Annotated in this window: 18 protein-coding genes and 1 tRNA gene; 11 read left to right on the forward strand and 8 right to left on the reverse strand. The window is 69.0% G+C overall.

The window, feature by feature from the left end:
• Positions 1–23 precede the first annotated feature (23 nt).
• The 3 genes from AC07OZ_RS07525 to AC07OZ_RS07535 all read left to right on the forward strand — a co-directional run bounded on the left by AC07OZ_RS07525 (position 24) and on the right by AC07OZ_RS07535 (position 4640).
• Positions 24–734, forward strand: coding sequence for an MAE_28990/MAE_18760 family HEPN-like nuclease (locus tag AC07OZ_RS07525; protein WP_495466551.1), 711 nt, complete (start codon positions 24–26; stop codon positions 732–734).
• The gene (locus AC07OZ_RS07530) at positions 731–1591 is read left to right on the forward strand and encodes a GNAT family N-acetyltransferase (protein WP_495466552.1); all 861 of its coding nucleotides are present in this window, start codon (positions 731–733) and stop codon (positions 1589–1591) included. Before AC07OZ_RS07525 ends, AC07OZ_RS07530 begins: the two co-directional genes overlap by 4 nt.
• A gap of 169 nt (positions 1592–1760) precedes the next feature.
• Positions 1761–4640: a M16 family metallopeptidase gene (locus AC07OZ_RS07535; protein WP_495466553.1), complete on the forward strand. Its 2880-nt coding sequence runs from the start codon at positions 1761–1763 to the stop codon at positions 4638–4640.
• Positions 4641–4730: 90 nt separating this feature from the next.
• Here the strand turns inward: AC07OZ_RS07535 and AC07OZ_RS07540 are convergent, their stop codons facing one another.
• Together AC07OZ_RS07540 and AC07OZ_RS07545 are read right to left on the reverse strand one after the other, a co-directional pair.
• Positions 4731–7115, reverse strand: coding sequence for a M56 family metallopeptidase (locus tag AC07OZ_RS07540; protein WP_495466554.1), 2385 nt, complete (start codon positions 7113–7115; stop codon positions 4731–4733).
• Entirely contained in the window at positions 7108–7518 is a 411-nt protein-coding gene (locus AC07OZ_RS07545; RefSeq protein WP_495466555.1) for a BlaI/MecI/CopY family transcriptional regulator, read from the reverse strand. The genes AC07OZ_RS07540 and AC07OZ_RS07545 overlap by 8 nt, the downstream gene beginning before the upstream one ends.
• 261 nt (positions 7519–7779) lie before the next feature.
• Here AC07OZ_RS07545 and AC07OZ_RS07550 point away from each other — a divergent pair, with 261 nt between their 5' ends.
• Positions 7780–9054 carry a glutamate-5-semialdehyde dehydrogenase gene (locus tag AC07OZ_RS07550; RefSeq protein WP_495466556.1) on the forward strand — a complete coding sequence of 425 codons (1275 nt, stop codon included), beginning with the start codon at positions 7780–7782 and terminating at the stop codon, positions 9052–9054.
• Between the two features lie 76 nt (positions 9055–9130).
• Here the strand turns inward: AC07OZ_RS07550 and AC07OZ_RS07555 are convergent, their stop codons facing one another.
• Positions 9131–10744 (reverse strand): DUF4139 domain-containing protein, encoded by a 1614-nt coding sequence (locus tag AC07OZ_RS07555; RefSeq protein WP_495466557.1) that lies wholly within the window; start codon positions 10742–10744, stop codon positions 9131–9133.
• A gap of 100 nt (positions 10745–10844) precedes the next feature.
• Here AC07OZ_RS07555 and queC point away from each other — a divergent pair, with 100 nt between their 5' ends.
• On the forward strand, positions 10845–11609 hold the full coding sequence (gene queC, locus AC07OZ_RS07560; RefSeq protein WP_495466558.1) for a 7-cyano-7-deazaguanine synthase QueC: 765 nt from the start codon (positions 10845–10847) through the stop codon (positions 11607–11609).
• Positions 11606–12220, forward strand: coding sequence for a LemA family protein (locus tag AC07OZ_RS07565; protein WP_495466559.1), 615 nt, complete (start codon positions 11606–11608; stop codon positions 12218–12220). The genes queC and AC07OZ_RS07565 overlap by 4 nt, the downstream gene beginning before the upstream one ends.
• A 54-nt stretch (positions 12221–12274) precedes the next feature.
• Here the strand turns inward: AC07OZ_RS07565 and folE are convergent, their stop codons facing one another.
• The gene (folE, locus tag AC07OZ_RS07570; protein WP_495466560.1) at positions 12275–12994 is read right to left on the reverse strand and encodes a GTP cyclohydrolase I; all 720 of its coding nucleotides are present in this window, start codon (positions 12992–12994) and stop codon (positions 12275–12277) included.
• A gap of 194 nt (positions 12995–13188) precedes the next feature.
• On the opposite strand from folE, the gene rsmB reads away from it, so the two are divergent.
• The 5 genes from rsmB (at position 13189) to AC07OZ_RS07595 (ending at position 18398) form a co-directional block, all read left to right on the forward strand.
• On the forward strand, positions 13189–14592 hold the full coding sequence (gene rsmB, locus AC07OZ_RS07575) for a 16S rRNA (cytosine(967)-C(5))-methyltransferase RsmB (protein WP_495466561.1): 1404 nt from the start codon (positions 13189–13191) through the stop codon (positions 14590–14592).
• Between the two features lie 30 nt (positions 14593–14622).
• Positions 14623–15237: a DUF4390 domain-containing protein gene (locus AC07OZ_RS07580; RefSeq protein WP_495466562.1), complete on the forward strand. Its 615-nt coding sequence runs from the start codon at positions 14623–14625 to the stop codon at positions 15235–15237.
• Between the two features lie 25 nt (positions 15238–15262).
• Entirely contained in the window at positions 15263–17512 is a 2250-nt protein-coding gene (locus AC07OZ_RS07585) for a sensor histidine kinase (RefSeq protein WP_495466563.1), read from the forward strand.
• Positions 17513–17518: 6 nt separating this feature from the next.
• Entirely contained in the window at positions 17519–18247 is a 729-nt protein-coding gene (locus AC07OZ_RS07590) for a response regulator (RefSeq protein ID WP_495466564.1), read from the forward strand.
• Between the two features lie 75 nt (positions 18248–18322).
• Positions 18323–18398, forward strand: a tRNA-Phe gene (locus AC07OZ_RS07595).
• Positions 18399–18476: 78 nt separating this feature from the next.
• On the opposite strand, the gene AC07OZ_RS07600 is transcribed toward AC07OZ_RS07595, so the two are convergent.
• The 4 genes from AC07OZ_RS07600 to AC07OZ_RS07615 all read right to left on the reverse strand — a co-directional run bounded on the left by AC07OZ_RS07600 (position 18477) and on the right by AC07OZ_RS07615 (position 21323).
• The gene (locus AC07OZ_RS07600) at positions 18477–18911 is read right to left on the reverse strand and encodes a group I truncated hemoglobin (protein WP_495466565.1); all 435 of its coding nucleotides are present in this window, start codon (positions 18909–18911) and stop codon (positions 18477–18479) included.
• A 55-nt stretch (positions 18912–18966) separates the two neighbouring features.
• On the reverse strand, positions 18967–19851 hold the full coding sequence (locus AC07OZ_RS07605) for a DUF3034 family protein (RefSeq protein WP_495466566.1): 885 nt from the start codon (positions 19849–19851) through the stop codon (positions 18967–18969).
• A complete protein-coding gene (locus AC07OZ_RS07610) occupies positions 19851–20270 on the reverse strand; it encodes a VOC family protein (RefSeq protein ID WP_495466567.1) in 420 nt (139 codons plus the stop codon). The genes AC07OZ_RS07605 and AC07OZ_RS07610 overlap by 1 nt, the downstream gene beginning before the upstream one ends.
• Before the next feature lie 171 nt (positions 20271–20441).
• The gene (locus tag AC07OZ_RS07615) at positions 20442–21323 is read right to left on the reverse strand and encodes a ferritin family protein (protein ID WP_331615247.1); all 882 of its coding nucleotides are present in this window, start codon (positions 21321–21323) and stop codon (positions 20442–20444) included.
• Positions 21324–21411 lie beyond the last annotated feature (88 nt).

The raw sequence follows: 21411 nt of genomic DNA on the forward strand, positions 1-21411 counted from the left end.
TCACTGTTGAAGGCACCACGATCATGAAGATCCGGACCTCTGCAGAGCTGATGACTCATCTGCGATCCGATCTGGCGTGGCGCCTCGCGGAGATCCGCGAACTGCAGGCCTGCGTCACTTCGGCCAAACGCGCTCGCGTCGACGTCCACATCAGGGCAGGCGTCGCCATGCTGTACGCGCACTGGGAAGGATTCGTGAAAGGGGCTGCAAACGCCTATGTTGCCCACTTGGCGCATCGCGGTGACAGGAACCGCGATCTGAAGGATTGCTTCGTCGCCCTCAGCATGAAGACCCTGCTGGCACCATTGGCGACGACCGGTACGGCCAATGCCGCCATCGCGGCCGTGGCTTTCCTGCGAGCTCAGCAGGATCAAGCGACGCGCCTGTCGAAGGCCAGCATTGGGACGAACTCGAACTTGAACTCGAAGGTCTTCAAGAACATCGCCGAATGGCTCGACATCGACCATCGACCGTACTCGACGCGCTTTTCAACACTGGATGAAGTCTTGCTGGCCAATCGAAACGCAATTGCGCACGGCGAGCATCTCTTCATCGACATCGTCCGATTTCTGACGCTCGTCGAGGAAGTCGTCGAGATGCTTCAATGGTTCAAGACCGACATCGAAAACGCCGTGGCCCAGAAAGCCTTCCTGACCGCCGTACCATCGGGTGTCGCCCCATCAAGTGCCGCCGGACCCACAGCCGGCGGACGGGAGCCTCCCAGCGCCACATGAGACAACCCACCGACACTCGCGTCCACGACTTCTCCTTCGTCCGCGCCGACGAAGTCGCGCCGGAGATCCTCCACGCCGCGTTCACCGGCGCGTTCGCCGATTACCTGATCGGCCCGTTCCACATCCCGTTCGCGCAGTGGCCGATGTTCCTCGCGCGGCAAGGCGTCGACCTGCCGCTGTCGCGCGTGGCGCTCGACGCGGCCGGCGCGCCGCTGGCCTTCGCGTTCGTCGCGCAGCGGCCGGTGTCGAACCGGTGGCGCCTCGCGACCATGGGCGCACTGCCCGCCGCGCGCGGCACCGGCGCCGCACCCGCATTGCTCGACGACTTCATCGCCCGCGCGGCCGCGGCCGGGATGCGGGCCGTGGAGCTCGAGGTCTTCGCGCAGAACGATCGCGCGCGACGCCTGTATGAGGGACGCGGCTTCCGCAAGCAGCATGACCTGTTCGGCTACGTGGCCGAGCCCGGGACGATCGCGCCGTCGACCGCTGGCGCGCCTCACGCGATCGACATGCCGCATCTGCTGGGCTGGCTGGAGGCCGCCGAACACCGCATCCCCGACTTGCCGCTGCAAGTCACGGCCGCCACGATCCGGCACGGCGTCGACTATCACGGCTGGCAGACCGGCGACAGCCAGATCGTCTTCAGCCTGCCCGACGAGACCGTGATGGTCCACAGCCTGATCGCTCCGCATGATGCGGACGCCCGCGCGCTGATCCAGGCCCTCGCCGCTGTCTACCCGGAGCGCCGCCTGCGCGTGCCGCAGTTGCAGCGCGAGGACCTCGGCGGTGCCACACTGCGCGCGCTGGGCGCCGTTCCGCAGCCGTTGCATCAGCAGTGGATGCTGCGCCCGCTCTGATCGCGCCGTGTCCTGATCCGACCTCGCGTTGACGAGGCCTTGACGTGGCATCGACCGCACGATCGGTTCCAACTCGCCGAACCTTGATCTTTCGGAGTTCCGGCACTTGTGAGGGACGCCCGCTTTGGTTAGCGTGCCCCGCACCAACTTAGAAGGGAAGCGTCCCACCATGCGATTCAAGCCCGCGGCATCCGCCGCCATCACCCTGGCCGTCCTGACCGCCCTCGGCGGCATCAACAGCGCCCTCGCAGCGCCCGCCGCGGACGGCACCAGCGCCGTCTCCACCGTCGGCGGCACGCTCAACGTGAAGCTGGAGAAGGTGAAGCTGGCCAACGGCTTCGAGGTGATCCTGGTCGAGGACCACCGCCTGCCGCTGGTGGCCTTCAACCTGTGGGTGCACGCCGGCCCGCGCAACGAGGCCCCGGGGCAGACCGGCTTCGCGCATCTGTTCGAACATCTGATGTTTGCCGGCACGCGCCACATCCCGCGCGGCACGGCCGACAAGATCGTCGATGCCGCCGGCGGCACGGATTCCAACGGCTCGACCGACTTCGACCGCACGAACTACTTCTTCACGCTGCCGTCGAACCAGCTCGAACTCGGCCTGTGGCTGAAGTCCGACATGCTGGGCTACATGATCGACGAGGTCGATTCCGTCTCGCTGGCCAACCAGCAGGACGTCGTGCGCAACGAGCGCCGCCAGTCCGTCGAGAACCGCCCCTACGGCATCGTCGAGGAAGCGCTGTACCAGGCGCTGTACCCGGAAGGCCATCCGTACCGCGCCACGGTGATCGGCTCGCACGCCGACATCCAGTCGATCAAGCTGAACGACGTCAAGGCCTTCGCCCGCAGCTACTACCGCCCGAACAACGCGACCCTGGTGCTGGCCGGCGACTTCGATCCCGCGCAGGCCAAGCAGCTGGTGCAGAAGTACTTCGGCCCGCTGAAGGCCGGTGATCCGGTGCCGCCGGTCAACGTTCCCCAACCGAAGCTGACCGAAGAAAAGCGCATCGAGGTCACCGATCGGATCGAGCTCCCCCGCCTGGACATCGCCTGGCACACCCCGGCCGTGTTCCAGCCCGGCGACGCCGAGCTGGACCTCGCCTCGCACGTGCTGGGCGGCGGCAAGTCCAGCCGCCTCTACAAGACCCTGGTCTACGACAAGCAGCTGGCGCAGTCGGTGCAGGTGCAGCAGTACTCGCTGTCGCTGGGCTCGGTGTTCTCGGTCGAAGTGATCGCGCGTCCCGGCAAGTCGCTGGACGAGATCCAGAAGATCGTCGACGACGCCGTCGCCGATCTGTCGGTCAATCCGCCCACGCCCGAGGAGATGGCCCGCGCCCGCGCCGCCATCGAGACCGGCACGCTGGCGCGCCTGGAAAAGGTCCAGGCCCTGGCGGACCAGATCAACTACTACAACCAGCAGGCCGGCGATCCGAACTACATCGGCAAGGACCTGGCGCGCTACCAGGCGATCACGCCGGAGAAGATCCGCGACGTCGTCGCGCAGCAGCTGAAGAAGAACGCCCGCGTCGTCGTGCTGGCGACGCCGGGCGAGCAGAAGCTGGCGCCGGAAGTCCCGACCCCGCCGATGCCGGAGAAGGCCGCCAAGGGCGAGCGCGAGTCGATGAACCCCGACGTCGCCTGGCGCAAGACACAGCCCAAGGGCGGCAAGGCCAAGGCATCGGTGCTGCCGGAAGGCAAGCGCCTGACGCTGGCCAACGGACTGACGTTGATCCATGTGCCGAATCCGGGCCTGCCGCTGGTGAGCGCGACGCTGGTCGTGCGCGCCGGTCAGACCGCGAATCCGGCGGACCGTCCCGGCCTGTCGAGCTTCACCGCCGGCATCTTGCAGCAGGGTACGCAGACGCGCACCGCGCAGCAGATCGCCGATGAGGCCGCCGCGCTGGGCGCGGCGATCAGCACCGGCGCGGGCCGCGACGAGGCCCGCATCGAGGCGAGCAGCCTGAAGCGCAACTTCGCGCAGACGCTGGCGCTGATGGCGGACGTCGCGCTGCACCCGGCCTTCGACGCCGCCGAGATCGCGCGCCTGCAGAACCAGCGCCTGGCCGCGCTGCAGCAGCAACGCGAGCAGGCGCCGGCCGTCGCCTCGGTGGTCTCCAATCGCGTCATCTACGGTGAAGGCCATCCGCTGGCCAAGGCGGCGATCGGCGACGAGGCCTCGATCAAGGCCACCGACGCCGCCGCGCTGCGCCAGTTCTGGGCGACGCACTACCGGCCCGACCAGGCCGCGCTGGTGGTCGCCGGCGACATCTCGGCCGATGAGCTGAAGTCGCTGGCCGAGCGCCTGTTCGGCGGCTGGGAGCGTCCGACGACGGCCGCCGCCGCGGTCAACGCCGCCGCGCCGCAGCCGGTCGCCGCTCGCGTGATCCTGGTCGACAAGCCGAATGCGCCGCAGACCGCGCTGAGCGTCGTCGCGCCCGGACCGAAGTCCGGCACGCCCGATGCCGAGGACATCAAGGTGATGAACGCCGCGATGGGCGGTCTCTTCACGTCGCGCATCAACACGCAGCTGCGCGAGGTCAAGGGCTACACCTACGGCATCTACTCGGCGTACACGATGAACCGCGACAGCGGCCTGTTCGGCATCCGCGGCAGTGTGCGCACCGACGTCACCGGCCCTGCGCTGACCGACATGTTCAAGGAGATCGACGGCATGCGCGCCAAGCCGATGGGCGCCGACGAGCTGAACCGCGTGCGCAACGCGCAGCTGCTGGCGCTGCCGGGGCTGTTCGACACCAACCGCGTCGTGGCCTCGAGCTACGCGAGCGAGTGGGCCGTCGGCGCGCCGGCGGACAGCATCACCTCGCTGCCGCGCAAGTACGGTGCCGTGAACGCGAGCAGCGCCTACAAGGCGACGAAGACCTACGTCGATCCGGCGGCGCTGATCGTCGTGGCCGTCGGCGACAAGGCCAAGGTGCTGCCGCAGCTGGAGGCCTTCGGTCGCAAGCCGCTGGAAATCCGGGATCTGCAAGGCGCGCCGGTCGACGTGACCGCGCCGGCCATGCCGGCCTCGGCCGCGAAGCCGTGATGACCTGACCCCTCCCGCGCCGACCGCGCGCGGGCACCAACGACAACGGGCGCCTCGGCGCCCGTTTCCGTTTCCGTTGTCGTTTCCGTTTCAGGAGGGGGTCAGGTGGTCGATCGCCGCCTCCACGCGGCCCCGGTCGTGCGTGCTCAGCCCGCGCGCGGCCTGCCGGTACTGCGTCAGCACCTCCGGGTCCGCCGGCAGGTGTTCCGCCAGCGCGATCAGCAACTCGGCGCGATCGAAGCCGACGCTCATGTTGCCGACGCCCCGCAAGACCTGCGTGGCGACCTCGCGATCGACCTTGACCTCGTCCATCAACGCGGTCAGCGCCGAACGGCGGTGGAAATCGCCCGACATGCCTCGCACCGCGTCGACATACGCCGCGGCATAGGCGGTCACGTCACCGCGCATCTGGTGCGCCGCCGCTTCGAGCACGGTACGCCGGTCGAAGTCGCCGTTGATCATGCCGCTCGCGGCGATCGCCGTCCGCAGTCGCTCCGGCGTGGCCTCGTGGTCCTCGTCGATGAGCGCGACGATCGCGGCGCGCTTGTCGAAATCGCCACCGAAGCCGCGCACGGCCTGCTGCCACGCGGTCATCACCGCGCCGTCGTTGGCCAGTTGCGGGGACAGCGCCACCAGCACTTCGCGGCGGTCGAAATCGCCCTTGAGCGTGGGGACCAGCGCCAGCAGTTCACGCTGCTGGGCCGGCGCCAGCGCCCGATGCTGGATCAGCGCGATGAACGCGGTGCGGCGCTGGAAATCATCCTTCATCCGGCCGGCCAGCGCGATCAACTGCGACACGGTCTCGTCGCTCTGCGGGCCGCTCTCGAGCAGCGCCTCGATGCGGCTGCGGCGCGCCATCGCGTCCTGTGCCTTGCCGATGTCCACGAGCGCCGCCTCGGTCCCGCCCTGGCGCAGCAGGCGCTCCACGCGCGGGCCGCTGCCCTGGACGCTCTCGGCGATCAACCCGATCTGGCTCGTGATCCAGAGCTGAGCCTGCGCATCGATCGGCTTGACGTCGCCATCGAGCCAGAAACGGCGCACCTGCCCGCCCTTGCCGTCGGCGGAGATCTCGACTCGGCGCGTCACGCCGTCAGCGCGCTCCATGATCGAGAGCTTGTCGTCCAGCGAGACGACGTCGGTGTCGTCGCCATTGAATTCCAGGTCGCCCGAGAAGTTCACGCGGCGCTCGACGCCGTCGGCGATCACGACCTGCCGCGTGACCTTCATGCCGCTGAGAGCGGACGTGAACGCACCGCTGACCCCGCTCAGGTCGACGTTGAGACGCGGCGCCTTGCCGATGACCAGCATCGGCACGGCCAGCGCCATGGCGCACAGGCCGCCGGCGATCAGCACGCGGCCAAGACGGCGGCGGGCGGGCGTGGTGCCGGCCAGCGGCGAACCTTCCAGCAAGGCGTCCATGCGCGCCATCAAGGGGGACCGGGCGGCGGCCATCGCGCTCGCCAGCGCCGGCATCGGGCGGGCGCCCCGCCGGCCTTCGGCCGCGGCGGTCGCGGCGGCCATGTCGCGGGCGCAGACGTAGAGCCCTTCGGCCAGCGGCATCGCGCCGGCTTCGGCCGCGGCCCAGGCGTCGCAGGCCAGTTCGGCGAGCAGGTCCAGCCGGCGCATCGCGAGGCGGTTCAGCGGCTGCAGCCAGCCGAGCTGCGACACGAGCCGGGCCGCCAGGCGCCAGGCCAGATCGCGACGACGCAGATGGGCGATCTCGTGCGCGAGCACCGCGACCCGCTGCTGGCCGTCGAGCGTGCGCATCAGGCGTTGGGGCAGGCAGATCTGCGCACCCGGCGCGACGAGCGGGCTGGCCCAGTGCGGGCTCACGCGCAGCGTCGGCGCGCGCACGCCGGCGTGGGCCGCGAGTTCGGCGGCAGCCTGATGGAGCTCCTGGTCGTCGCAGACCGGGAGCCTGCGCACCTGACGGCGCAGGCCCAGCCAGCGGACCAGCGTCAGCCCGAGACCAAACAGCGCGACCACCGGCCAGGCGAGCAGCAGCGCGGCAAGACCGTCGCGCAGCAGCGCTCGACGCCGGAGCATGGACTCATCGGAGAGGTCGACCGGGTGATCGGCGATGACGGTCAGGCGATCGGCCGCCCGTTCGACTTGCAGTCGCGCGGGCGACGGCGCGGTCACCGACACCGCGGGGGCGGATGTTGAGGCGTCCCTGTCGCCGGTCGACGACGGGGCAATCGTTCCCACGTTCCGGACGCCATCGGCGCTTGTGTCTTGCTCGTGGACCCGCATCGGCGTCGGCGCCCAGACATCCGGCAACGCCACCCGCGTGACCTGCGTCAGCGGCTGCACGCTCGCCGTGAGCACCGCGCCGAAGAAGGCGGCGCGCCAGAACGCCTCGCGCCAGGCGGGGTGCTTCAGCCAGCCTGCGCGTTCCAGCGCCCAGACGCCGCCCAGCAGCACCGTGCTGTGCAGCAGGTAGTTCAACAGCCAGCCGGACAGGGCTTCAATCATGGCGGCCTCCCTTGCTCTTCAGCAGCGCGCGCATCCTGGCGAGGTCATCGTCGCCGAGTTCGCCTTCCGCGACCAGATGGCTCAGCAGCGCTTCGGGCTTGCCGCCGAAGAGCGTGCTCAGCAGTCCCGACACCATCGAACGCTGGACTGCCGGCTCGCTGACCGCGGCGCGGTAGACCAGCGCGCGGCCGTCGCGCTCGCTGGCGATCAGGCCGCGCTTCTCCAGGCGCGAGAGCAGCGTCGCCACCGTCGTGTGCGCCAGCGGGCGCTGCTGCTCGCGCAGCGCCTCCGCCATCTCGGCGTTGCTGGCCTTCCCGCGCGTCCACAGCACGCGCATCAGCGCCAGCTGCAATTCGCTGAGCGACACGTCGCCCTTACCGTCGTCATTGATCGACTCGTCCATCGCCGGATCCTGCATTTCTACACTTGTCGTACTACAACTGTAGAAGATCGAGCATCGACGCCGCAAGTGCCGCCTGACTGGGACAAACCCTTTGCCGCACCCGCCCACAAGCGATGTGCCAGGACGTGGGTAACAGTCGTGTGCCGGGACATGGGTGACAGGTGTGCCAGGACATGGGTGACACCGCGAAGGCTCTCCTTGCGGCTTTCGATGGCCCCGGCGCGGCGGCGACTGCGGGGCATCGGTCAGAATCAAAGGTCTATGACCGACCTCAACGCCTACATGACCGGCGTCGGCGAGGCGGCCCGCGCGGCCGCGACGCTGATGGCCGCCGCTCCAACCGCCGCCAGGAACCTCGCGCTGCAAGCGCTCGCCCGCCGCCTGCGCGAAGCGGGCCCGGCGCTCACGACCGCGAACGAGCGCGACCTTGCCTCGGCCACGGCGTCCGGCCTGGAAGCCCCGATGGTCGACCGCCTGCGCCTGACCGCGAAGGTCCTGGCCACCGTCGCCGAAGGCTGCGAGCAGATCGCCGCCATGCCTGACCCCATCGGCGAGATCACCGGCATGAAGCGCCGCCCGACCGGCATCAGCGTGGGCCAGATGCGCGTGCCGCTGGGCGTGTTCGGCATGATCTACGAGAGCCGTCCCAACGTGACCATCGAGGCCGCGTCGCTCGCGATCAAGAGCGGCAACGCCTGCATCCTGCGCGGCGGCTCCGAGGCGCTGCACAGCAACTTGGCGCTCGCGGCGCTGGTGGCGGACAGCCTCGAGGAAGCCGGCCTGCCCCGCGAGGCGGTGCAACTGATCAACACGACCGATCGCGCTGCGGTCGGCCTGCTGATCGCGATGCCCGCCTACGTCGACGTGATCATCCCGCGCGGCGGCAAGGGCCTGATCGAGCGCATCAGCCGCGAGGCGCGCGTGCCGGTGATCAAGCACCTGGACGGGAACTGCCACAGCTACGTCGACGCCGAAGTCGACCTGGACCTGTCCGTGACGGTCGTCGACAACGCGAAGACGCAGAAGTACAGCCCCTGCAATGCGACCGAGTCGCTGCTGGTCCACGCGAAGCAGGCGGCCGACTTCCTGCCCCGCATCGGCATGGTGTTCGCCGCCAAGGGCGTGGAAATGCGCGGCTGCGAGCGGACGCTGGCGCTGCTGGAAGCCGTGCCACGCGACCTGCTCAAGCCCGCGACGCCCGAGGACTGGGACACCGAGTACCTCGCGCCGATCATCAGCATCAAGGTCGTGGACTCGCTCGACGAGGCCATCGCGCACGTCAACCGCCATGGCTCGCACCACACCGACGCGATCCTGACGACCAATCACGTCAGCGCGATGCGCTTCCTGCGCGAGGTCGATTCGGCCAGCGTGATGGTCAACGCCAGCACGCGCTTCGCCGACGGCTTCGAGTACGGCCTGGGCGCGGAGATCGGCATCTCCACCGACAAGTTCCACGCCCGCGGCCCGGTGGGCCTGGAGGGGCTGACGTCGATGAAGTGGGTGGTGCTCGGCCAGGGCGAGATCCGGGGCTGATCCGCTCCCGTCCGGACATCACGCCCGGGCCCCGCGCGGTTCCCGCCCCGACTCGGACCACGTCCCCGGCGGAGGGTCAGGGCATGTTCGACACGTACTCGTCCTTCGGCGCGCTGATGCGGTAGACCGCCTGGAAGCGCTGCGTCTGGGCGGGCGCCAGCGGCAGCTCCCACATCTGGATCCCCGGGCGATCGCGCCAGCCGGCCGTCGTCACCGGCGGCGTGAACTGCGTCTGCACGCGGACGTCCTCGTGGTCCGGCACCGGTGCGGCTTCCAGGACCTGCAGCGTGACCGGCCGTCCGCGCAGGTTCTCGACCTGCCACTGGCGCGTCACCACGACCTCTCGGCGCGAGCCGATGAAGCCGCCGTTGGCGCCCTCGCGCTTGTCGGGCTCGACGCGCACGCGCAGCCGGTCGTCGAGGCCGAAGGGCAGCGTCCACGTCTTCTCGGTGCCGAACTGCAGAGGCACCTGGCCGATGAGCGCGTTGTCGCGGAACAGCTGGACCGGCCCCGTGGGCCACGACCCCTGCGGGCGCGGCAGCTCGGCCACGAGGTAGGCCGCCGCTTCGGTCTGCGGCTGCACGCGAGCCAGCAATCGCGCCTCCGCGGTCGTCCGGCCGAGGCTGACGGTGGACACCGCGCCATCGGCGCGCAGCGTGACGCGTTGCGGCAGGTCATATTCGGCGCCGAACTCTCCTTCGAAGACACTCGGATCAAAGCGCACCGGCGCGATGGCGGAGCCGGTGACCTGGATCGACTTCAAGTCGGCGGCCGGCGCGGCGGCCATCATCGGCGCGGGCTCATCAAACTTCGTGCGGGCGCGGCCGGCCGGCGGTTGCAGCCAGAGCGTCCACGGCTGCAGCGGCGCCACCGCCGTCGCCTGTCGCGGCTGGACGGTCGACAGCTTCAACTTCACGTCGGTCCAGTCCTCACCGCTGTTCTGCGCGATCTGCGCGAGGCGTTCGATGACGAGCCCACCGGTCGCCGTGTCCAGCCGTGCGCGGTACTGCGGCTGCCAGCCGGCGCCGCTCAGCCGGTACGACAGGCCGATGTCGCCGCCATCGCTGGTCGACAGGCGCAGCGTCACGACGGACACCTGGCTGGAAGCCGTCGGCGCCGCGGCCTTCGCCGCCGTCAGGTCGTTGCCGATGTCGGTCAGCCGCTCCTTCAGCGCCTGGCGCTTCGACGTCAGGTCCTGGGCATTGCGCCGCAAGGCATCGAGGCTGGAGGTCAACGCCGCGCCGGGCTTGGCCTCGCGATCCGACAGGCCCTTCAGATAACCGAGCGCCAGATCGACGCCGGCGATCTCGGCCTCGACAGCGTCGCGCTGCTGCTCGACCTCGCGGACACGCGGATCGCGCTGACGGCATTCGGGCAGGGAGTCGCGCGGCACGCGATCGATCTTGAGTTCACCGAGGTTGATGCCTGCGGCCGCCTGCACCTGGATCGCATCGCGCTCCAGGCCCGCGGGCAGGCACGCGAAGCGCGCCTGGGTCGCGCCGGCCGGCACGCGCGCGCTGCGCTCCACCTGGGCGCCGCCCGGATACAGCAGCACCTGGGCGATCGAGGACGCGCTCGGGGACGACGATCCCGCGGACGGCCCGGTCGCCGCGATGGCCGGCGCGGTGAACGCGGCCAAGCCGGGAACGGTGGCGGCGGCGATGGCGCCCGCCATGAACACTCGTTGCATTGCTTTTCCTCCTTGAGGCCGACGACGCTATCACGGTGCTGGCACACTTCCGGCCTGCCGCTTTCCCCGACAACCGCGGGTCCCCCGCCCTCCATTCCCCATGTCCGACGCCGCCACCGCCCCGATTCCCGCCGTCCACGCCTCGCGCCGCAAGGCGCTGGTGCTGTTCTCCGGCGGGCAGGATTCCACCGCCTGCCTGGCCTGGGCGCTGGACCGCTTCGCCGAGGTCGAGACGCTGGGCTTCGACTACGGCCAGCGCCACCGCGTTGAGCTCGACTGCCGCCAGACCGTGCGCGCGCAGATCGCCGCGCAGTTCCCGCAGTGGGCCGCCAAGCTCGGCGAGGACCACCTGCTCGACCTGAGTCTGCTGGGCCAGATCTCCGACACGGCGCTGACGCAGGAACGCGCGATCGAGCTGCAGGCCAACGGCCTGCCGAACACCTTCGTCCCCGGCCGCAACCTGCTGTTCCTGACCTTCGCCGCGACGCTGGCCTACCGGCGCGGCGCGTCGGTGCTGGTCGGCGGCATGTGCGAGACCGATTTCTCCGGCTATCCCGACTGCCGCGACAACACGCTCAAGGCGCTGCAGGTCGCGCTGAGCCTGGGGCTGGACACGCCGATGACGCTGGACACGCCGCTGATGTTTCTGACCAAGGCGCAGACCTGGGCGCTGACGGAGTCGCTGGGCGGCGAGGCCTTCAACGAGTTGATCATCGAGCACACGCACACCTGCTACCTCGGCGAGCGCAAGACCCGGCACCCGTGGGGCTGGGGCTGCGGCCACTGCCCGGCCTGCGAGCTGCGGGCCAAGGGCTGGAACGAGTTCCAGCAGGCGAAGACGGCCGGCAAGGCCGTCACGCCATGATCCCCCTCAACGCCGCGAACGCGATCGACGCGGCCAGCGCCGTGAGTGCCGCCAGCGCCGTGCCGGCGATCCATTGGAACTGGTGGCTGTGGGGTCTGGCCGCGGTGGTGGCCTTCTGGAGCATCGGTGCCTACAACCGCGTGATGCTGCTGCGCAATGAGATCGGCAAGGCCTACGCGCAGCTGGACGACGCGCTGACGCGCCGGTTCGCCCACGGCGATCTGCTGCTGGAGCGGCTGCGCGAGCGCCTGCCCAGCGAGCAGGCCAGCCTCGATGCGCTGGCGTCGACGCAGGCCGAGGCCCGTGCCGCCGCGCAGGCGGTGCGCGCCCGGCCCTATGCGGCGGATCCGGTGGCGCTGCTGGCGGTGGCCGCGGCGGTGCACGGCGCGGCGCTGACGCGGATGGTGTCGCTGGTCGAGCACCACGCGGAGCTGAACGCCGATCCGGACCTCGGCGGCGCCGTCGACGAGCTCAAGATGATCGACCGCCAGCGGGCGTTCTCGCGGCAGGTCTTCAACCAGGCGGTCGACGCCTACAACGCGGCGATCCGCCAGTTCCCGACCCGCGTGCTGATGAGCTTCGTCGGCTTCAGCGAGGCGCGCAGCCTCTGAGCGGAAACACGAAGGGCCCGCCAAGCGGGCCCTCGTCAACGATCACTGAAGGGATCAGCCCTTCTTGTTCTTCATCAGCGCGAGGAACTCCGCGCGCAGCGTCGCATCCTTCAGGAACGACCCGCGCATCACGCTGTTCGTCATCGTCGAGTCCATGTCCTTGACGCCGCGCCAGTGCATGCAGAAGTGGTCCGCATCCATCACGATCGCGAGACCGTCCGGCTTGACGCGGTCCTGCAGCTCGTTGGCCAGCATCACGACGGCCTCTTCCTGGATCTGAGGACGGCTCATGATCCACTCGGTCAGGCGCACATACTTCGACAGACCGATCAGGTTCGAATGCTCGCTCGGCAGCAGGCCGATCCAGACCTTGCCGATGATCGGGCAGAGGTGGTGCGAGCAGGCGCTGCGCACGGTGATCGGGCCGACGATCATCAGCTCGTTCAGACGCTCGGCGTTGGGAAACTCGGTCACCGGCGGCGGCGGTGCGTAGCGGCCCGCGAAGACCTCCTTCACGAACATCTTGGCCACGCGCTTGGCCGTCTCCTGCGTGTTGTGGTCGCTGTCGGTGTCGATCACCAGCGACTGCAGCACGTCCTGCATCCGCGCCTGCACCTCGGCCTGCAACTGCTCCAGCTCGCCGGCCTCGATGAAGTCGGCGATGTTGTCGTTGGCGTGATGGCGCCGGCCCGCCTGGACCAGCCGGTAACGGATGCGGTCGGAAGCCGGCAGCGCTGCCAGCTCTTCGGGGCTCAGGATGAGGGTGCTCGTCATGGGGCGGGATTGTCGCGGCATCTTCATGCCATTGCGAAAGCAAGGCTCTTGCCGGTAGCAGCGGCCCTTGCGATGCGCTCGCGTGCGGGAGGCCAGGCGCGGGCACTCCACGATGCAGGGGGCGTCCCTCCGGGAACCCCCAGCATCATTCCGGCCCCATAAGCACTCGCTACCTTCGCCACTAAACTCCACCGGTGTCTGCCCCCTCTTCTCCTCCCTCTTCCAAGAACGCCGCGGCCGGCGGCGCACCTCCGCTTCATCGGCTGCTGGCCGGTGCGGCCGATGCGGTCCAGGCCGTGCGCGACGGCCACTCGCTGACCGAGTGGCTCGCCCGTTCTCCCGCCGACATCCGCCCCGGCGTGCAGGCGCTGAGCTTCACCGTGCTGCGCCGGCTGGGTGCCGCGCAGGTCGTGCGAGCCACGCTCGCTCCGAAGAATCCGCCGCCCCGCGTGGACGCGCTGCTGGTGACCGCGCTGGCGCTGCTCTGGCCCGGTGAGACCGCCTACACCGATCACACCCTGGTCGACCAGGCCGTGCATGCCGTGCGCCAGCGCGCGCCCAACAGCGCCGGCTTCGTCAACGCGGTGCTGCGGCGCTTCCTGCGCGAACGGGAGGCGCTGGTCGCCGCCGCGGAGGCCGATCCCGTCGCCCGCTTCAACCACCCGCGCTGGTGGCAGGACCGGCTGCGTGCCGACTGGCCCGCCGAATGGCAAGGGCTGCTGCAGGCCAACCAGCAGAAACCGCCGATGACCTTGCGGGTCAACCCGGCACACGACACGCTGGACGGCTACCTCGCCCGCCTGCGGGAGGCCGGCATCGCGGCGCATCCGGCCGGCGCGCTGTTCCCGCAGGCCCTCGTGCTCGACGAACCGCGTCCGGTCCAGGCCCTGCCCGGCTTCGACGGCGGGCATGCCTCGGTGCAGGACGCGTCCGCCCAGTTGGCCGCGCCGCTGGTGCTGGGCCAGCGGCGCCCGCAAGACCTGTCCCCGGGGGAGGCATGGCTGGAACTGGGCGAGGGGGCACGGGTGCTCGACGCCTGCGCCGCGCCGGGCGGCAAGACGGCCCACCTGCAGGAACTCGCCGGCAACCGGCTCGATCTGCTGGCATTGGATGCCGACGCCAAGCGCCTGGAACGGGTGAGCCAGAACCTGCAGCGCCTGAAGCTCGACGGCGCCGTGCGCGCCGCCGACGCCCGCGACACCGCCGCCTGGTGGGATGGCCGGCCGTTCGATGCGATCCTGCTGGACGCGCCGTGCAGCGCTTCGGGCATCGTGCGCCGGCATCCGGACGTGCGCTGGCTGCGCCGGCCGGACGACATTCCGTCGCTCGCACGGATCCAGTCAGAGCTGCTCGAGGCGCTGTGGCCGCTGCTCAAGCCCGGCGGCCGGCTGGTCTACGCGACCTGCTCGGTCTTCAAGGCTGAGGGCCAGGACCAGATCGACGCGTTTTTGCAACGCCATGGCGATGCGCGGTCGCGTCAGTTCGACCGGGGGGCCGGGCATCTGCTGCCGCTCGCGGACAATGGTCCGCAGGACTCCGCATCCGGCGCGCCGGCCGTCACCGACGGCTTCTATTACGCGCTGCTGCAGAAGACCTGACCCGAGAACTTCCCCCCTGAATCCTTCCGCGTGTCCCCGCCATCCCGTCCCGTTCCGCTGTGTTCCTGGTGGCAGCGCCTGACCCTGGTCGGCGCGCTGCTGGCGTTGCACGGCTGGGCGCTGGCCCAGGGCGTGGCGTTGCAGGTGCTGAACGCGGAACGCGTCGAGGACGGCCTGGCGCTCAGCTTCAGCACCCGCTTCGAGCTGCCCAAGCAGGCCGAGGACGCGCTGCTCAAGGGCGTGGCGGTCTATTTCGTCGCGGAGGTCCAGGTCTTGCGCAACCGCTGGTACTGGCGCGATGCCCGTGTCGCGCAAGCCAGCCGGACCTGGCGCCTGACCTGGCAGCCGCTGACGCGCCAGTACCGCGTCAGCACCGGCGGCCTGCACCAGAGCTTCGACACGCTCGGCGAGGCGATCTCGTCGCTGCGCGGCGTGTCCGGATGGCGCGTCGCCGAGACCAAGGACATCGAGGACGATGGCCGCTATTACCTGGAGTTCAGCTACAAGCTGGACACCTCGCAGCTCCCGAGGCCGCTGCAGATCGGCCTGGGCGGCAGCCAGGGCTGGGCCTTGAGCGTCGACCGCAATGTCACGCTGACGCTGGAGGCGCCGTCCACGCCGCCGCCCAATCGGCCGCAGCCTTGACCGGGCGGATCAAGGACCCTGACCAGTGACCAAGTCGGCGCGCCTGGCGTGGTTGATCTCCGTGACCGCGATCGCGGGGGCCAGCGGCATGCTGGCCTTCCTGCTGTCCATCAGCACGACCGCGCAACGCGGCTTCCTGGAGCGCCACTACGTCTGGCTGTTCTGGGTCAACGTCGCGGTCGCCACCGCGCTGATCATCGTCATCGGTGTGGCCGGCACGCGGCTCGCGCTGCGGGTGAAACGCGGCCGCTTCGGCAGCCGGCTGCTGCTCAAGCTCGCCGGGATCTTCGCGATCGTGGGCGTGGTGCCGGGCCTGCTGATCTACACGGTGTCCTACCAGTTCGTGAACCGGAGCATCGAGAGCCTGTTCGACCAACGTCTCGCCAGCGCGCTGGAGGCGGGCCTGGCGCTGGGCCAGGACACGTTGGAGAACCTGCGCACCGAGCAGACCGTGCGCACCCGCGCCGCGGCCGAACGCTGGGAAGACGGCGCGCTGGCGCCGCTGGCGCTGGAGCGCCTGCGCGACCAGCTGGGCGCGCGCAGCGTCGCCTTGGTTGCGGGCAACGGCCAGATCGTGCTGTCCGCCGGCGGCGAGTCGAGCGAGATCCCCGCGCGGCCCAGCTCCACGCTGATCTCGCAGGCGCGCAGCAACGGGATCGCCTCGCGGCTGGAAGGACTGGAGGACGAGCAGGCGGCGATGCAGGGCGAGGCGCGCATCCGCTCCCTGGCGCTGCTGCCGAGCAGCGCACTGCAGTTGACCAACAGCGACCGCTACCTGATGGTCGTCAAGCAGATCTCCGGCAAGGTGATCAGCAACGCGCTGAACGTGTCGGCGGCGAACCAGGAGTACCTGCAGCGCTCGCTGCTGCGCGACGGCCTGCGGCGCATGTACCTGGGCACGCTGACGCTGGTGCTGATCCTCGCGGTGTTCGCGGCGCTGCTGCTGGCGGTGGCGCTGTCCAACCAGCTGGTGCAGCCGCTGCTGCTGCTGGCCGAAGGCATGCGCGAGGTCGCGACCGGCGACCTGAAGGCCAAGCCGGTGTTCCGCTCGCGCGACGAGCTGGGCGGGCTGACGCGCTCGTTCGCGGACATGACGCAGCAGCTCGCCGACGCGCGCGCGCTGGTGGAGCTCAGCGTGACGCAGCTCGAGAGCGCGCGCACGCATGTGCAGACCATCCTCGACAACCTGACGGCGGGCGTCATCGTGTTCGACGCGGATCGCCGCATCGAGACCGTCAACCCCGGCGCGACGCGCATCCTGAAGCTGCCGCTGTCGGCCTACGTGGGTCGGCCGCTGGAGGACCTGCCGGTGCTGACGGCCTTCAGCAAGGACATCTGGCAGCGCTTCGAGCTGCAGGGTTCCGAGTCCGGCGAGCGCGAGCATTGGCAGGATTCGTTCGAGCTGCAGCTCGACGAGAAGACCGCGCTGACGCTGCTGATGCGTGGCGCGCTGCTGCCGCAGGACGCACGGCTGCTGGTGTTCGACGACATCAGCGAGGTCGTGTCGGCGCAGCGCTCCGCCGCCTGGAGCGAGGTGGCGCGACGGCTCGCGCACGAGATCAAGAACCCGCTGACGCCGATCCAGCTGTCGGCGGAGCGGCTGCAGTTCAAGCTGGAGTCCAAGCTCGAAGGCACCGATCAGGCGATGCTGGTGCGCTCGGTGGGCACCATCGTCAACCAGGTGCAGGCGATGAAGCAGCTGGTCAACGAGTTCCGGGACTATGCTCGGCTGCCCGCCGCCAAGCTCGCACCGCTGGACTTGAACGGACTGGTCGCCGAAGTGCTGACGCTGTACGCCGAAGCGCAGGAGGCGGGGCAGTTGAAAGCGGATCTGGCGACCGATCCGCCGTTGATGATGGGCGACGCGCCGCAGCTGAGGCAGGTGATCCACAACCTCGTGCAGAACGCGCTGGATGCGGTCAGCCATCGTCCGGACGGCCACGTGACGGTGCGGACGCAGAAGGCATTGACCGAAGCCGGCGAGCTGAGGGCGCTGCGGCTGGTGATCATCGACAACGGGCCGGGTTTCGCGGAGAACGTGCTGAAGCGCGCCTTCGAGCCTTACGTCACGACCAAGACCAAGGGCACGGGGCTCGGGCTTGCCGTGGTGAAGAAAATCGCCGACGAGCACGGCGCGCGCATCCGCTTGGTGAATCTCCCAGCGTCCAGCGGCGGCGATCAGCCGCCGAGCGGCGCACAAGTTTCGTTATCATTTTCAAAACTCGCGACTGCACCGAGCCCTGCGCAGGACGCGCCTCGGCCGCGTGAACAGTAGGCATACATGGCAACCATTCTTGTTGTTGACGACGAACTGGGCATCCGCGCCCTCTTGTCCGAAATCCTCTCCGACGAGGGGCACACCATCGAACTCGCACAGAACGCCCAGCAGGCGAGGGCGAGCCGCGAGCGCTCGCGCCCGGACCTGGTGCTGCTGGACATCTGGATGCCGGACGTCGACGGCATCACGCTGCTCAAGGAGTGGGGCAGCACCGGCCAGCTGACGATGCCGGTCATCATGATGAGCGGCCACGGCACGATCGACACTGCGGTCGAGGCGACCAAGTTCGGCGCGATGGCCTTCCTGGAGAAGCCGATCACGCTGCAGAAGCTGCTGCGCGCGGTCGAGCAGGCCCTGGTGAAGACGGCGCCCCGCCCGGCGCCGCCGGCGGCGCCCGTGATCGGGACGGCTATCGGCAACAGCTATCCGCGCCCGGAGGCGCTGCCGCCGATCTCGACCGGCGCGATGCCGGTCCAGACGGCGGGTCTCGCACCGGTGACCCCGCTGCCGCATCAAGGCCTGGCCTCCGAACAGGTCTTCGAACTGGACCGTCCGCTGCGCGAGGCACGCGACGCGTTCGAGAAGAGCTACTTCGAATTCCATCTGGCCAAGGAGAACGGCTCGATGACCCGCGTGGCCGAGAAGACCGGCCTCGAACGCACCCACCTGTATCGCAAGCTGAAGCAGTTGGGCGTCGATTTGTCGAGGAACAAGAGAGGCAGCGGAATTTAGTGTTATAGTCGCTGTCTTCGTTGTTCGGCACGGGTCGCAAGACTTGGAACAGCGGAGCAAGAGACCCAGTCTCACGGCCAAGTAGCTCAGTTGGTAGAGCAGCGGATTGAAAATCCGCGTGTCGGTGGTTCGATTCCGCCCTTGGCCACCAGATTCAAGAAAGCCCGGCTCTGCCGGGCTTTCTGCTTTCTGGCGCAGCGAATGGAAGGCGCCGGGCCTCTGCCACCCCTCAGCGCGTGACGATGTCCCGGTGCATCGGCGCAAGCAGCGCCAGCAAACGGTTCTGCACCGCGAACGGCACCTGCTGGTCATCCATTGCGAGCTGCAGGTCCTCCACCAACGCATTGAAGTCGGCCTTGGTCAGCGCCAGATGGGCATGCGAGTTCTTCATCGTCTCGCCCTCGTACTTGCAGCCTCCGCCACTGAGCGCGCAGAACTGGTTGCGGATCGATTCCTTCAGTGCCTTCGGATTGACGCCGTCGAACTTCTGCTGGATGCGCGGATCCGCATAGGCGCGATCGACCATGCCGTCGACGATGCGGGCGATGCCCGCCTCACCGCCCAGCGAGCGATACAGCGCATCGTCCGCCGCATGAGCATTCACGGCCACGCCGACCAGCAGCGCCAGTGCACTGGCGGTCCACATCCTTCGAGCAGATCGCATCGTCCAGGTCTCCTCGTCGATTTGTCGTGGTCGCGATTCGGCGCCGCACCGGGGATCAGTACGCGAACTGGATCGACCCGTAGACCCCGCGTTGCCGACGCGGCTGGATGCCGGGCACCACACGGCCAAGATCCACATAGGCCGCCGTCAGCGAGAGGTGCTTGTTCGGCGCCCACGCGACGAACACATCCTTCCAGTCATCTTCGCGCAGTGCGTCGCCGAGTGCCGAAGGATTGAGCTTGTCGGGCTTCATGCGGTACTCGGCGCCGATCGCCCACTGCTTGTTGATCAGGTACGCGACCGACACTTCAGGCATCAGCGAGTAGCGGCTGCTCGCCGCGCCGCCGAAACCCAGCAGACCGTTCTGGTTGGCGCGCGTCGCACGCAGCGTCACGTTCACCAAGGTGCTCTGCGCCAGGAACAGCTTGGTGGCGCTCAGATAGACGTCGACCCCGTTGCGCTTCGCGCCGAGCGCGCTCAGCGTCGGCGCAAGACCGCCGGCATCGAGGTGCTTGTATTCGACTCCCAACGCGATCTGGGGCACCCAGGTGTCCGCGTCGAGCACCGCATCTCCTACCAGCCGAAACTTCGCGCCGAGGATCGTCTGCTTCAGCGTGAGCCCCGGCAGGCCGAGCGCCGCGCCCGTGCCGCCAGCGTTGAAGTCCTGCTTCGCGAGCGACAGCTCGGCGCGCTCACCGAAAGCCACCGACGCGCCGTAGCCGGACAGGCTGTAGTCCTGCACCGGCAGGCGCGTGAAGTAGGCCGTGGCGCCGACCTGGCCGCGGGTGGCATAGCTGCCGGTCAGCGCCCAGGGGGTCAGGCCTCCACCGGCCGCGCCGTCGATGCTGCTCACACCGCCGGTGAGCAACAGCTTGCCCTGCGCCTGCGCGGCACAGGCCAGCGGCACGGCCAGCAGCAGGGGGACAAGCGTTCGACGCATTACCAGGCGCCTGTATTGGGCATCGAGATCCACGGCTCGGCCGGCGGCAGCGCCGGGCCGTCCTGCAGCAGTTCGACGGAGATGTTGTCGGGCGAGCGCACGAAGGCCATGCGGCCGTCGCGCGGCGGGCGGTTGATCAACACGCCGGCATCCATCAGACGCTGGCAGGCGGCGTAGATGTCCGGCACCGCGTAGGCCACGTGGCCGAAATTGCGGCCGCCGGTGTAGACCTCGGCGTCCCAGTTGTACGTGAGTTCGATCTGGGCGTCCTCGTCACCGGGCGCGGCGAGGTAGACCAGCGTGAAGCGGCCGGCCTCATGCTCGGTGCGGCGGACTTCCTGCAGGCCGAGCGCGTCGCGGTAGAAGTTCAGGGAGGCCTCGAGGTCGGTCACGCGGACCATGGTGTGCAGATACTTCATGAGCGGTCGGCGGATGGCGTTGGAAGAATGGAAACGGAATGATGCATTGTGGCCGCGACGGGCCTGGCGCGCATGCGCCAAGGCCATGTGCGAAGACCGCGTCGATGCGGCCGCGACAAAAAAGAAAAGGCCCGCATGGCGGGCCTTTGTGCGAGCGGAGCGCGTCTGGGGTCAGGTCGCCTGCGGCGCGGCATCGCCGCCCTGCGCCTGCTGCGCTGCCTGGGCCAGACGCTGCGTCAGTTCCTTGCGGAAGCGGTTCAACTCCTGGACGCTGGCGAAGCTGCGCTCCATCAGCAGGCTCATGTTGTGCAGGATGCGCTCGACGACCTTGTTCTCCCACACGGTGTCGAACTGGATCTGCTTGTCCAGCCAGCGCTCCAGCCATTCCGGATCGGGCAGGCGGCTCTGGATGGTGTCGCGCGGGAACAGCTTGGCGTTCACATGCAGGTTGGTCGGATGCAGCGCCTGGGCCGTGCGGCGCGCGCTGGCCATCAGCACGCCGACCTTCGCGAACGCGGCCTTGGCCTCGTCACCGAACTTGGTCATCGCGCGCTTCATGTAACGCAGGTAGGCGCCGCCATGGCGGGCCTCGTCGCGCGACAGGGTCTCGTAGATCGCCTTGATGACCGGCTCGGTGTGCCACTCGGCGGCACGGCGGTACCAGTGGTTCAGGCGGATCTCGCCGCAGAAGTGCAGCATCAGCGTTTCCAGCGCGGGGGCCGGGTCGAACTCGAAACGCACCTCGTGCAATTCGGCTTCGGTCGGCACCATGTCCGGGCGGAAACGGCGGAGGTACTCCATCAGCACCAGCGAATGCTTCTGCTCCTCGAAGAACCAGACGCTCATGAAGGCCGAGAAGTCGCTGTCGTCCTTGTTGTCGCGCAGGAACATCTCGGTGGCCGGCAGCGCGGACCACTCGGTGATCGCGTTCATCTTGATCGTGCGCGCCTGGTCGTCGGTCAGCTTGGACGCGTCGAACTTGTCCCACGGGATGTCCGTGTCCATGTTCCAGCGCACGGCTTCGAGTTGCTTGAAGAGTTCGGGATAAAGCATCAGTCTGCGTCCTGTTGAGCGCGGCGGATTCTACCGGTCGCACCATGACATTCCCTTACGCGATCGGCCCGTGGGGCGATCTGGCCTA

The organism is Roseateles sp. GW821-FHT09G03, from assembly GCF_059416045.1.

What these genes read in the sequence shown, in the direction of transcription:
- AC07OZ_RS07525 (WP_495466551.1), top strand. Translation starts at nt 24, where the DNA reads ATGAAGATCCGGACCTCTGCAGAGCTGATGACTCATCTGCGATCCGAT.
- AC07OZ_RS07530 (WP_495466552.1), top strand. Translation starts at nt 731, where the DNA reads ATGAGACAACCCACCGACACTCGCGTCCACGACTTCTCCTTCGTCCGC.
- AC07OZ_RS07535 (WP_495466553.1), top strand. Translation starts at nt 1,761, where the DNA reads ATGCGATTCAAGCCCGCGGCATCCGCCGCCATCACCCTGGCCGTCCTG.
- AC07OZ_RS07540 (WP_495466554.1), bottom strand. Translation starts at nt 7,115, where the DNA reads ATGATTGAAGCCCTGTCCGGCTGGCTGTTGAACTACCTGCTGCACAGC.
- AC07OZ_RS07545 (WP_495466555.1), bottom strand. Translation starts at nt 7,518, where the DNA reads ATGGACGAGTCGATCAATGACGACGGTAAGGGCGACGTGTCGCTCAGC.
- AC07OZ_RS07550 (WP_495466556.1), top strand. Translation starts at nt 7,780, where the DNA reads ATGACCGACCTCAACGCCTACATGACCGGCGTCGGCGAGGCGGCCCGC.
- AC07OZ_RS07555 (WP_495466557.1), bottom strand. Translation starts at nt 10,744, where the DNA reads ATGCAACGAGTGTTCATGGCGGGCGCCATCGCCGCCGCCACCGTTCCC.
- queC (WP_495466558.1), top strand. Translation starts at nt 10,845, where the DNA reads ATGTCCGACGCCGCCACCGCCCCGATTCCCGCCGTCCACGCCTCGCGC.
- AC07OZ_RS07565 (WP_495466559.1), top strand. Translation starts at nt 11,606, where the DNA reads ATGATCCCCCTCAACGCCGCGAACGCGATCGACGCGGCCAGCGCCGTG.
- folE (WP_495466560.1), bottom strand. Translation starts at nt 12,994, where the DNA reads ATGACGAGCACCCTCATCCTGAGCCCCGAAGAGCTGGCAGCGCTGCCG.
- AC07OZ_RS07590 (WP_495466564.1), top strand. Translation starts at nt 17,519, where the DNA reads ATGGCAACCATTCTTGTTGTTGACGACGAACTGGGCATCCGCGCCCTC.
- AC07OZ_RS07600 (WP_495466565.1), bottom strand. Translation starts at nt 18,911, where the DNA reads ATGCGATCTGCTCGAAGGATGTGGACCGCCAGTGCACTGGCGCTGCTG.
- AC07OZ_RS07605 (WP_495466566.1), bottom strand. Translation starts at nt 19,851, where the DNA reads ATGCGTCGAACGCTTGTCCCCCTGCTGCTGGCCGTGCCGCTGGCCTGT.
- AC07OZ_RS07610 (WP_495466567.1), bottom strand. Translation starts at nt 20,270, where the DNA reads ATGAAGTATCTGCACACCATGGTCCGCGTGACCGACCTCGAGGCCTCC.
- AC07OZ_RS07615 (WP_331615247.1), bottom strand. Translation starts at nt 21,323, where the DNA reads ATGCTTTATCCCGAACTCTTCAAGCAACTCGAAGCCGTGCGCTGGAAC.